General features: G+C 69.9%; 9 protein-coding genes and 1 pseudogene. 6 read left to right on the forward strand and 4 right to left on the reverse strand.

Annotated features, from left to right (window positions below):
• Window positions 1-165 precede the first annotated feature (165 nt).
• Window positions 166-1,047 (forward strand): SDR family NAD(P)-dependent oxidoreductase, encoded by an 882-nt coding sequence (locus GT354_RS45960; protein WP_161363469.1) that lies wholly within the window; start codon window positions 166-168, stop codon window positions 1,045-1,047.
• A 176-nt stretch (window positions 1,048-1,223) separates the two neighbouring features.
• Here GT354_RS45960 and GT354_RS45965 read toward each other — a convergent pair whose 3' ends face one another.
• Window positions 1,224-1,592, reverse strand: a complete 369-nt coding sequence (locus tag GT354_RS45965) for a VOC family protein (protein WP_161363471.1) — start codon at window positions 1,590-1,592, stop codon at window positions 1,224-1,226.
• A 63-nt stretch (window positions 1,593-1,655) separates the two neighbouring features.
• Between GT354_RS45965 and GT354_RS45970 the strand changes: the two genes are divergently transcribed.
• Window positions 1,656-2,114 carry a MarR family transcriptional regulator gene (locus tag GT354_RS45970; protein ID WP_161363472.1) on the forward strand — a complete coding sequence of 153 codons (459 nt, stop codon included), beginning with the start codon at window positions 1,656-1,658 and terminating at the stop codon, window positions 2,112-2,114.
• A gap of 233 nt (window positions 2,115-2,347) precedes the next feature.
• Entirely contained in the window at window positions 2,348-2,821 is a 474-nt protein-coding gene (locus GT354_RS45975; protein WP_161363475.1) for a MarR family transcriptional regulator, read from the forward strand.
• Window positions 2,822-3,031: 210 nt separating this feature from the next.
• Here the strand turns inward: GT354_RS45975 and GT354_RS45980 are convergent, their stop codons facing one another.
• The 3 genes from GT354_RS45980 to GT354_RS45990 all read right to left on the reverse strand — a co-directional run bounded on the left by GT354_RS45980 (window position 3,032) and on the right by GT354_RS45990 (window position 9,224).
• A complete protein-coding gene (locus tag GT354_RS45980; RefSeq protein WP_161363477.1) occupies window positions 3,032-5,461 on the reverse strand; it encodes a hypothetical protein in 2,430 nt (809 codons plus the stop codon).
• 71 nt (window positions 5,462-5,532) lie between these two features.
• Window positions 5,533-7,626, reverse strand: a complete 2,094-nt coding sequence (locus tag GT354_RS45985; protein ID WP_161363479.1) for a hypothetical protein — start codon at window positions 7,624-7,626, stop codon at window positions 5,533-5,535.
• On the reverse strand, window positions 7,623-9,224 hold the full coding sequence (locus GT354_RS45990; protein ID WP_161363481.1) for a hypothetical protein: 1,602 nt from the start codon (window positions 9,222-9,224) through the stop codon (window positions 7,623-7,625). The genes GT354_RS45985 and GT354_RS45990 overlap by 4 nt, the downstream gene beginning before the upstream one ends.
• A 441-nt stretch (window positions 9,225-9,665) precedes the next feature.
• On the opposite strand from GT354_RS45990, the gene GT354_RS45995 reads away from it, so the two are divergent.
• From GT354_RS45995 to GT354_RS46005, 3 genes and pseudogenes are all read left to right on the forward strand, one after another.
• Complete coding sequence (locus tag GT354_RS45995) at window positions 9,666-10,349, forward strand: hypothetical protein (RefSeq protein WP_161363483.1); 684 nt, start codon at window positions 9,666-9,668, stop codon at window positions 10,347-10,349.
• A 471-nt stretch (window positions 10,350-10,820) separates the two neighbouring features.
• Window positions 10,821-11,273: a hypothetical protein gene (locus tag GT354_RS46000; RefSeq protein ID WP_161363485.1), complete on the forward strand. Its 453-nt coding sequence runs from the start codon at window positions 10,821-10,823 to the stop codon at window positions 11,271-11,273.
• Window positions 11,274-11,317: 44 nt separating this feature from the next.
• A pseudogene (locus GT354_RS46005) lies at window positions 11,318-11,560 on the forward strand (flavodoxin family protein); the annotation flags it as partial.
• Window positions 11,561-11,592 lie beyond the last annotated feature (32 nt).

The following is an 11,592-nucleotide window of genomic DNA, read 5'->3' on the forward strand; positions in this document are numbered from 1 at the left end:
ACCGTCGTGCCGAAGTCGCGCGTCCCGCCGGCTGATCGCTGCGGCTGCGGACGACCCACCCCGCGTTGCATGGACTTTCCAATAATTGGATTATCCATGTAATGTGATGGTCATGGATGGTCGGCAACCGACCGAGGAGCTTCGCGACTACTTGTTAGGACAGCGATGAGCAGCAAGACCGCAGTCATCACGGGAGGAGCCTCCGGCCTGGGTTTGGTGACGGCACGTCACCTGAGCAGGGCAGGCCAGAGCGTGGTCCTCGTCGGCCGGGACGCGACGCGCACCCGGGCCGCCGCCGAGAGCCTGCGCGGCCCGGCCCCGGCGGGTGGTGACGCGGCGCCGCCGAGGACGTACACCGCCGACCTGGAACAGTGGTCGCAGGTACGGGCATTGGTGGCGGAACTGGCCGCCGACGGCCACCGGGTGGACGTCCTCGTCAACAACGCAGGGGCGGCGTTCCCCCGGTACGAGCAGACGCCGGACGGCGCGGAACGCACGTACGCGCTCAATCACCACGCCCCGTTCCTGCTCACCCACGCCCTCCTGGCCGAGGGAGTGCTCACGCCCGAAGCGCGGATCATCAACATGTCCTCGTTCGTGGAAAAGCGCGGCAGGCTCGATGCCACCGACCCTGATGTCGCGGGAACATCGTGGAGCAAGCGCTTCTACAACCAGATCAACGTCTACGCGACGAGCAAACTCGTCAGCCTCCTGGCCGCGCGAGAACTCGCACACCGCCTGCCTGACGGCATGAGTCTCTACAACGCCGATCCCGGCATGGTCAAGGGCACCGCGATGAACAGCAACGCCGGCGGCCTGATGCGGCTGACCGCCCCACTGTTCCGCCCGTTCTCTATCACCCCGGACGAAGGTGTGCGGACCCCGGTCTGGCTCGCCGATGCCTCGCCCGCACCGCGCCCCAGCGGCGGCTTCTTCAGCGAGTCCCAGCCGGACACCCCTTCGCGCCTGGCCCTGAACGACGCTCTCGCCCGGACCGTCTACACCAGGACCGCAGCCCTCCTCGGGGTGGAGCCCCTCACGAGGTAGAGCCCGTCTTTCCCGGCCCGGCCCCGCCCCGGCTCGGGCTCGGGTGTCGAGTCGGAGAGCGTCTTCGGTGACGGACGAGCGGCCCGGCGCCCCGATTCTCGCGCCTCCGGGTGTCAGCTGCGGTCTTAGGGCCGGTGATCGTCCGGCCCGGTGATCGTTCGGTGGCGTTGGGCCTATCAGGCGCGGTCGTGGAGAGTGACGTGGTAGCCGTCGGGGTCGGCGAAGGTGAACGTCCGGCCGAAGGGGCCGTCGATCGGTGCGGAGACGATGGTGTGACCGTCGGCGACGAGAGCATCGTGGATGGCCTGGACGTCGGTGGCGTGGAGCCAGATCGCGGCACCGATGCCGGGCTGGGCAACGGATGCGAGATCGGTGCCGGGAACGATGTCGCGGAGCGCGAACGCGATCGGCTTCGTCTCGAAGACGACGGCGTGCGGAGGCCCGGCCGGCGAGCGGACGAGGCCGAGGTACTGCTCGTAGAACGCCTGCGAAGCGTCGAGGTCGCGCGCTTGGAGCGAGACGAAGTCGGGGCCGGTGGCGGGCATGACGATGCTCCTTCCGTTCGTGTCAGGTTCCTGACACGAACCAATGTATGTCAGAATCCTGACATGAGTCAAAAAGGTATGGGCGTCGACCTGGAGACGTCACTGGGCTACCTGCTGAAAGAGGCGTCGAGCGCCCTGCGCGCAGCCATGGAGGAGGTGCTGCGGCCGCTCGGGATGACCGTGACGCACTACTCCTGCCTGGAGTTGCTGGCTCAACGACCGGGCTTGTCGAACTCCGAGCTCGCGCGGGGCGCGTTCGTGACACGGCAATCGATGAACGTGCTGCTCCAGGCCCTGGAGAGAGACGGCTACGTGACCAGGCCCGCGGAGGCGGCCGTCGGGAAGGTACTTCCCGCACGGCTCACACCTCGCGGCCGACGGAGCCTGGAGAAGGCGTCCGCGGCGGTCCGGTCCGTCGAGGTCGGAATGCTGGCCGGCATGACCGAGGCCGAGCAGTCGGGCGCGTTCCGAATCCTGAAGAGCATGATCCATTCCCTGCGCAACGTCGACGACGGCGCATAACTCGTTCCCGGGCGCACGCAGGGCCCCGCCTTCCCCGCGGACGTGCCACCGCAGTACACCGGCGCCGCCGGACGCACCGAGAACTCCCGAGTCGGCGTCCTGCTCGCCGACGCCACCCGGGAGTCGGCAGGGCGGGGCGCCTTGAGCGTCACATGGGGCGGTCCACCACACCGAGGACCCCACGTGCTACATGGACTCTCCAATCATTGGATTGTCCATGTAGCGTGGTGGTCATGGATGATCGGCAGCTGACCGAAGAGCTTCACGACTGCCTGTTCGCGATCCGCACCCAGGTGCACGCCGACCTCAAGGAACCGGCTCGGGAAGCGGGGCTGACCGATACCCAGACCGATGCGTTGTGGAGGCTGAGTCGCGGCCGGGAGATGACCGCGCGCCGGCTGGCCGACCTCTTGCAGTGCGATGCGTCGACCGCGACGTCGATGATCGACCGGCTGGAGAAGCGCGGCCTGGTCCGCCGTGTGCCCCACCCCACCGATCGCCGCGCGAAGGTCATCCAACTCACCCCCGAGGGGTGCGCACTACGCGATCGTGTCATCCGGCACACCACCGACCATTCACCCTTCGCCCGTCTCGACCACGAGAGCAGACTGCGCCTGCACGCGCTTCTCCGCGCAGTGATCGACGCCCCCCGCCCGGCAGACGAGGCCGCCGGCGTCGAGGACACCGCGAACGAGGAGCGGCAATGAGCAGCGGGACCGCGGTCGTCGAGCAGCGGGAGCGCGGTCGTCACGGGGCGAAGCCGCGGGCCCGGGCCGGCAGACGGCACGCCGCCTGATCGACGCCTGCCGGCGCATCGTTTTCGTCGGCCGGGACGCGACACGCATCCGGTCCGCCGCCGACAGCCTGCGCGGCCCGGCCCCGGCGGGCAGTGACGCGGCAAGGTTCGGTGTCCCGATTCAGTGGCCGCGAATCAGGCGATCGAGCATGCCGTCCGGCGGCTTCCGCACGGCCCACAGGTCGATCAGGCGTCGATCGCGCGGACGACGGGCTCCCGGATCGATCCGCAGGTTGTGGGCGCTGTCCTGAAGCTTCAACACCGTGACCCCCCGCCCCCCGACGATGGCCAGTTGCGCACCGTGGCTGCGCAGGAGGAATCCCGAGGAGGCCGGGGGACAGGGCACCGCGTGCAGGAATGTGCCGGTGAGCGGGTCCCACAGTTCCAGGATTCCGCGGCCGGCGACGGCCAGGGCCGTTCCGCCGTGAGGGACGTGCACGACGGCCGTGCGGGAATCACGGCCGGCAGCGGGGCCAACCGCACCGGTGGTCTCCCGACAGGAGACCGGATCCCACACGCGCAGAGTCCCGTCCGCACCGGTCGACACGAGGGCGGCCCTCTGATCCCAGGTGCGTGGAACGGCCGTCACCGACAGCACCGGGCTCTCGGCAGAGTTGAGGATCGGCCCGGTCACACCTTCGCGAGGCCCCCACAGACGCAACGCCCCGTCGTTGCAGACACTCGCCAGGATGGCGAGACCCCGCCGTTCCGCGACCGCGAACTCGCGGATGTGCGCGTGGTGACCGACCAGGGGAGGTCCGTGTTCTTCGCCGCTTTCGGTGTCCCAGACCCGGATCAGACCTCGCTCGGCGCTGCACGCGGTCACCAGCAGGGGACTGCCGTGTTCCCCGGCGATGCCCACCATTGCGGTGATCGGCCCCGAGCCTTCGTAGCGAAGGCGTCCCGTCTCCCGGCCCGTACCGGGGTCCCACAGGACGATCCGGTGCGTGCTCCTGTCGGCGACGGCGAGTCGGGGCATGCCGTCGCCGTGTTCGGGCAGTACCGCCAGGCATTCCGCCATGATCGGAAGAAAGGGACCCGCCAGTTCACCGGAGTCGAGGTCGAATTGGCGTACGGCGTGCGGGACATGGGCGATGGCCAGGCGACCTCGTCCGTCGAGTGTCGGGATGATCGCCGCATCTTCGGTCCATCCGCGGCGCTCGTGCAGGGATGGGACGTCGCCGGGCACCGACGTTCGGGAGAGATTCCACAGACGCACCGTGTGGTCCACTCCGCCGGTGACGGCCAGGGCCCGCGTGGCGTCCAGTTCCAGCGCGCACGCGGACGTCACGGCACCCGTGTGGCCGTTCAGCGGTTGGCCCACGGGGATCACGGGTCTCGGTTCCAGAAGCCGGCCGCCACCCGTGGCGGCCAAGATCAGCAAGGGGTTTCCGTCGGGAGGGCGTACGAGGGTGAGCCGTCCTTTCGGCTCCAGTCCGACGCCTTCCGAGATGACGTCGGATTTTCCGGCCGGCCGACCGTGCGGCAACTCCCACGACCGCACGACGGAGCCCGAGAGACTGGCGAGGTAGACCCCTTCCGGCAGGACGATCACCACCAGTGACGTGACCCCGCTGTCGTGTCGCAGCCGTACTCGACGCATCAACCGGGTCGTTCGACGCAGTTCCCGGCCGTCCCACTCCCACAGCAGAATGTCGTCGTTGAGGCAGCTGGTGGCCACGACGGTGCGGCCGTCCGGCAGCGTCGCCGCGACGATGTCCGTGACCATGCCCGTGTGCCCCTTCAGCGGGCGGCCCACCACACGGCCGGTGTGCGGGTCCCACAAACGCACCGTGCGAAGGTCGGTGAGTGCCATCAGCGGTCGGCTGCCCGGCAGGTTCAGCATCCGGACGTGGGGGAGGAAGAACTGCTCGGAGGGCATGGGGTCGCAACGCAACTGCCTCCCGGCGAGGGGGTCCCACACTCGGATCGTGCGATCGGCCGAGGTACTGACCAGCAGAGTCCCCCCGTCCTCCGTGGGCAACACGCCGAGTGAGCGCACCTCCGCGGTGTGACCGACGATCGGGGGGCCGATCTGACGCAGCGTCATGGGATCCCAGATCCGGATGGTGGCGTCCGCGGAAGCGCTGGCGAGCAGGGTTCCCCGGTCCGCCGTGACCAGCGGCACCACGTCCGTAACCTCGCCCCGGTGTCCGGAGAGTACGAAGTGCAACGGCCGGCCGGGCAGTTCGCCCCAGAGTACGCACCACACCCCTTCGGTCGTGCCCGGCGGAGTCGCCATGCGTCCGGCGAAGCGCAACGAGGCCAGGTTGCGGACGAGGGAGCGGTCGGCGGATGGGGTGACGGACAGCAGATGTGCCTCCCCCGCTGTCGCGGCTACCCCGACGGGCAGGGAGCTGCGGCCGAAGACGCCGGCCAAGACCTCGGTGGCGACCGTGTCGGGAGCGAGCCGGTCGAGGACCGAGGGCATGGACTCCAGCAGGCTCCAGGCCCGCGCCGTCGCGACGTGACCCGCCAAGTGGTGCGTGAGGTACGGGTTCAGGTTGCCCGGAGCAGCTTGGGCGGCCAGATCCAAGAGGGCGCGTGCCACGGCCGCGTTCGGCCGCTCGGTGGCAGAGGCCCTGTCCGAGGGCACCGGCTCCGCTCCCGAACGCCGCGGCGTCATCCGTCACCTGCGCGCGGGGACAGGAACTCCCGGAAAGTGCGATGAGCCAGCCGATGGACCGTCTGGCCGTGCTCGGCGTCGAGTGAGACGTACGGCGCGGCGTCCTCCAGCAGTCGGCTGATCTCACGCTCGCCGATTCGAATACCCGGGGCGGCCAGCGCGGTCGCTGCGGTCGACCAGATCCGGTCGGCTCGCGGCATACCGCGCCCGCGTGCCAAGGCCAGTGCGCGCAACAGCGGTTCGTGGGCGTCGGCGAGACCGCCCAGTCGTGCCACGGCATGGCCGAACAGCCGACGGTGATCCCCCGACAACAGTTCCTCCAGCGCGGGGCGTCGCGTCGCGTCCAGCAACATCGGCCGGGCTGCGATCTCGTGCACGGCAAGCCGGGCGAAAAGGAACTCGCGGTCTTGATCCCGAATCAACTCGGCGACCTCGGTGACGACGTCGTCGGTGAAACGACCGCCCCCCTGTCCGGCCTCGCCGAGCGAACCGAGCCGGGCACGCACGTAGCCGAAAACGGCCTCCGGGTCCCGCTCCACCCGGATGACGGTGAGCTTGTCGGCCCCGCCGAGGGCGTCGAGCAGATCCTCGTCCACGGAGTCGGGCTCGCAATCGTCGAGACCGATTGTCGAGGAAGCGCGCGTACCGACCACGAGCCGGCAGCAGGGAATCGCCGCCATCCGGCGAAGCACGGACTCGGCCACCGCGACGGGTTCGACGGCTTCGTCCAACGCATCGAGCAGGATGGTGAAAGGGCTGCCCCGACCGGCCAGTCGCGCCAAAAGGTGTTCCACATCGGGCGGCGAGTGGGGCGAGCGCGGGGGCGAGTGCGCCGCGTGCGCCGAGTCCGCCGAAACCTTCACCGAGGCCGCGGGCTCCGCGGCTCCGGCCCCCCGGGTGTCACCGACTCGTGGGGCATCCAGCGCGCTGTCGATGCGCGCCACGAGCTGAGACACCGTCAGGCCTGCCAGGTGCACCACGACGTCGAACGCGTGATCCGGCGGACGCATCCGGTCCGCGACCTCCGGCAGGAGCCCACTTTTCGCCAACAACCTGCGCACGTTCGGATCGGACTGCACCACGACCTGGCCGAGCAACGCGGACTTCCCCGCACCCGGGCGGCCGGTCACCACCAGCATCCCCGCTCCGGATGCCCCACTCGGCGCGTCCCTCGCAGGATGCTCGGCGGTGCCGCGGCGCAGCCACTGCGCGATGTGCCGCTGTTCCTCCGCCCGCCCGGTGAAGTACCAGGCGATCTCCCCTCCTTCGCCGCCCCGGGCCCGAGGAAGGAAGTGACCGCGCTCGTCCTCCGGAAGGGCGCCCAGAGCAGCGCGCAACTCCGTGTACTCCTCCACGGTGGTGCCCCCGCCCAGGACCGGCAGCCCCGGCCGGACGAGGTCCATCGCGCCGGTGAAGTCCGTCTCGATGGCCCGGCCCGGCGCGAGCCGATCCCGCAACCGCTCGACCAGGTCACGGATCCGGATGCGGGTGTCCAGGTCGGTATAGGAGCCCAGGGCTTCGCGCAGCGCCCTCGCGAACTCGCCCAGGCGCGCCTCCCCGGCATCCGCGCCCACTCCCACCAGGGCCAGCCGGTCGGGTGGGGTGTCGTAGCCGTACAACTCCCGAGCGAGGTTGCGCACGAAAGTCGCCGCCCCACACGCCTCGATGACGACCAGCGTCCATGCACCCGGATCCACGCCACGTCGCAGCCACTCCGCGGTCAGGTGTTCCGCGAAGGTCACCGGATTCAGCGCGGTGCCGTTGCCACGCATGGGAGCACGGGACCCGTGTACCGCCAGCCACGCCGACGTACCGTCGGACTCCCCGTGCCCCAGCCACAGCAACACCGAACTGCGCGCCGCGGGCGGATCGGACCACTGCGCCAAGCGCGCCAGCACGGCATCGTGTCCCGGCGGCCCGTCCATCGCCCACGGTTGTTCGACGCCACCCAGACTCGCCAGAAGGGTCACCACCTCATCGGCCACACCACGGGCTTCGGGCAGCGGCTCCAGGTCGACGTATCGGTCCACAACCACCGGGAAGACGTCGAACGAACCGCCCGAAAGGCTCGGCGAGCGCCCGTCGTTCATCCGTCGGCCCGGGTGTCCTCGAACACGGCGCCGGGCAGGGCCATCACGAGCTGACTCACCGGGGAGGGCGCTCCGCGCTTGACCAACACCCGGTACAGGCCGGGGCGGGGCAGGACGAGGTCGCCGACCACGCCGGGCCCGTCGTCCGGTGCGGTGCCCCCGGCAGACACACGCAGGGCACGACACACGGCCGCCTGCCGATTTGTGTCGCACTCCTGAGCCCACACCCTGAGACCGGCCGGGTCGAGGGGGCCGTGCACCCGCACGGTGAACGAGACGTTCGCCGGAACGGCATCCGGAAGGACCAGACCCAGTGGTTGAGGTCGTTGCCCCAAGGGCGCACCGGAGCGACGTCGAACGAGCCTGGCGGCGATGTCGAACGCCACCTCCGGGTGGCCGGCCAAACCGCCGTGCGTTTGGCACACGAAGAGGCTCGGTTCCACTCCGCCGGCGGCGGACTCGCTGTAGACGGTTTCGTCACCGTCTCGGTTCACCGCGTCGCCGCCGCCGTCCGCGTCGAGGGCGTTCACGCCGGTCACGACCCCGTCGCGAAGGAACAGGGACTGGGCGGTGGGCTGCCCCAACCCCACGATGGTGCGCAGAGCGTCGACGCCGGCCTCGGCCGGCTGCGCACGCGCGTCCAGGCTGAGCTTGGCCAGATGCGGATCACCGCCCAGGTCCACGATGTCGGCCAGGCCCAGTTGCCGCGCCTTCCCTCCGGTGATCACGCAGCGATACGACGGCAACAAGTCGTGGACAGCGGGAAGAGTGACCGCCAACTTCCGCAGCCGCCGACGGGGAAGGGGGGCGCCCCGGCCTTGATTGAGCATCAGGGCCGCTTTCACCGAACCCTGAAACGGGGTGCCCACGGCAATGGTTCGGCGGACGTACTCCGCCCCGCCCAGCCGCCCGGTCAGATGGCGCGCCAAGAGCCCGCCCATCGAATGGGCGACGATGAGGATCTTCGCATCCGCGCTCGCCTCCGGGCGACAGCGCCAAGCCTCCAAGTGCCGCTGCGCCGCCTCGCCCAACAAGGCGGCGTTCAGACTCACCGGGAGCCGCCAGTCGTACGGAAAAGCCTGCAACGCCGCCGGATGGGCGACCACTTGGCGAATGGCCCGCAGCAGAGCGGTATACGGCTCCAAACCTCGCAACTCCGGTAGCCACACCGGGCCGGTGACCAGACCGCGCGGAACGATCCTGGGGTTGCGGTCGTTCCATTCGCCGGGTGCCAACCGCAACGCCTTCATCGGCCCACCCGTGAACCAACTGCGCAGGAAGGCACCACCCGAACCCCACGCCCACCGCTCGTCTTTCGTGTCCCACAGGGCGGTACCCATGATCCCCGGCACCACCAACACGGCATCTCTGCACAGTTCCATCACTTCGACGTCCCCCTCGTCGCCGCCGCCGGCCTGTGTCCTGCGAGCATTCCCTCGACCCTTGTGGATGACACGCGTTCCGACCGTGCCGCAGCCGGACGCAGGAAACTCCGACCGATGGCCGTCGCCGTTGTCGTCGTTGCCGCCGTCGCCGTCGCCGTTCGACCGTTTGGCGGCCGAATGCACCGGCACGTCGACGCCGATGTAGCTCTCCACGCACGCTCGTCTACCGAACTCCGCCCAGCCGTTCCGAACTCTAGGTCGTAGCGCCGCCGAAAACGCCGACTTGGTGAGGTCCGATCGACGAGCCATGTCCATCCCGCTCGAACTCCCTTGGCCACCACCGCTCTCGACGACACACGCAGTACGGGGTGCGAACCGATCGACGGCACAAACCTGTGCGCACCCTTCCCGGACACACCGCGGCGACCGCCGAGGGCCGCCGAGCCGCCGCCGTTGCCGTGGGCACCGGGTCGGACGGCAACTCGCTGGCCGGGCACAGCGGTTCGGTGAAGCGATGACCGGTGGGCCGCCGTCGTCCTCGGCTCTCGAAGTTTTTCGAGGCAGTCTTGCCGAGTACGTTGACGTGCGTCGCCGAGTGCTCTCCAATCGACTCGACATACCGAGGGCGGGCATGCCGGAAAGTGGGAGCACAGAGTGGGCGTCCTGAGCACGATCGGTTTGATCTGCCTCCCGGTCCTCGCCGCGTGGTCCCTGCTGCGGGTGCTGGTGCCGATATGGAGAGGTGACAAACCTCGGATCCGGGATGTGGTCGGGGCGGGCTTTTGGCTGGGTGGGACGCTGACCGTGGGCTCCGAGGAGGGCCACGGCCGGCTGTTGATCATCGGCTGGGGTCTGCTCGCCGTCATTCCGCTGTTCGGGATCGGGTTGGGGATCTCCGCCGCCGTGAGTGCGTTCACCGGAAAAAGGGGATCCGTCGTCGACCCCACGCGACTGAGGCTGCGGATCGCGGCGGCTACTCGACCGGACACGGCCGACAGCATTCTCTTCGGTGTCGCGCGAAACGGCACGGTCATCCTGGGCGGATTGCCCGCGACCCCCGACGGCCCAGCGCTGCCTCCGCGGGTCAGGCTCGCGCACGAATGCCCGTTCTGCTTCGTCGAGGAGGTACTGACGGAACTGGTCGAGGACGCGGCCCCGCACATCGCCGAATACCGAAACGACGTGGCGCACGGGAAGAACCGGGTGTTCATCCTGGGTCGCCTGGACGGCGATCCCCGCCTCCGCGCGGAGATCAACACCCTCGCCGGCGAGGAGAATCCGCACGCTGCCGACTGCCTGGTGCACGGCCCCGGCCGAGGCCCGACGCACGAGCGGTAGGCGGCTGCCTGAATCGAGTACTCCTCAAGCGCCGAACCTCGAGGTCGGTACGCGCCTACCACGACGGCGACGTTGCCCGACCGGTCGTCGCTCGCGGTACGCAGCCGTCCGCTGCGATCAGACACCGCAAGGGCCGCCCCACTCCGCGAGTTCGGCCTCACCCGCCGGGCCCGGTGCCGCCCGGACACCGCGTACCCGACCGGTGGCCGCCACCTGGCCTCGTCGCCTCGAACCGGCTTTCGCGGCACTCGCCGGCGATCGTGCCGCGTCCCGCCGGGTGCTCCCCGGACGGGGATCCGCTGCTGTGCGCGGCCGTGCGGTCAACCTCCGACAACTGCGCACCACCCCCCCGACGAGGCGAAACTCGTCGGCGGCGGGTCGGAAGCACTCGATCGGGGGATCGTGGGCGAGGTGTCGTGGGCCCTACGCTGACGGCCGGACGAAATGTCCCCATGACAGACGGGTGGCCAGGTGGTCGGGAATCGAACCGGGGCGGCGGCCGTCCTGATTTTCGCGTTTCTCACGTTCGGCACTGCGGCGTGTGCCGGCGACAGCGGTGCCGGGGACAGCGGTGCCGGGGACAGCGGTGCCGGCGATCGGGACGGCCGGGTCGGCCGGGTCGGTGCCGAGACGATCGACCGGTTCCTCGCCGACATTCGCGACGAATTGGCCGCCCGGAGTAAGTCGTGTCCGCAATCGGCCGCGGACACGCTGACATTCGCGGGAAAGTGGCGCAACGCCGCCCCCGTCGAGGGGGCATTGTTCGCGCGGGCCGTCGACGCGCATGTGTCGGCCTATACGACGCTGTGCTACGACGCGTATACACGTGCCAAGGACCCCTCGATCGCCCCTCGAAAGCTGGAGTCTGCCAACGCCGCGTACCGGGATTGGCTCGCCGCGGTGGCCGAATACCGTCGCAGCTGAGAACGGCCGGCGACATCAGGTGAGCCCGTCGCCGCGCGAGCCCGGGGGACGAGGACGGCGCGCACCACGTGATCAGCGAGATCACCGGTGCGCTCGCCGACATCGGGTACACCATTCCGGGGCAGGCATGGACGTACTGGCACCTCGGCCCGGGCCCGGGGCCGGACTACGTCGAGGACGAACGCGGTCACGCGTGGGCCCACAAGACCGGACGCGCGATGGCCGCCAACCTCGTCGGCGTGGCCCGCGCCCTGGAGGCTCGTCCCCTGGCGGCGCCACCGGAATGAGAACCTCGCCGGCGGGGCTCGGTCCCCGTCGA

The organism is Streptomyces sp. SID3343, from assembly GCF_009865215.1.
Lineage (GTDB): Bacteria > Actinomycetota > Actinomycetes > Streptomycetales > Streptomycetaceae > Embleya.

Coding starts and splice junctions, on each gene's coding strand:
- GT354_RS45965 (WP_161363471.1), bottom strand. CDS start 1,592: ATGCCCGCCACCGGCCCCGACTTCGTCTCGCTCCAAGCGCGCGACCTC.
- GT354_RS45970 (WP_161363472.1), top strand. CDS start 1,656: ATGAGTCAAAAAGGTATGGGCGTCGACCTGGAGACGTCACTGGGCTAC.
- GT354_RS45985 (WP_161363479.1), bottom strand. CDS start 7,626: ATGAACGACGGGCGCTCGCCGAGCCTTTCGGGCGGTTCGTTCGACGTC.
- GT354_RS45975 (WP_161363475.1), top strand. CDS start 2,348: ATGGATGATCGGCAGCTGACCGAAGAGCTTCACGACTGCCTGTTCGCG.
- GT354_RS45960 (WP_161363469.1), top strand. CDS start 166: ATGAGCAGCAAGACCGCAGTCATCACGGGAGGAGCCTCCGGCCTGGGT.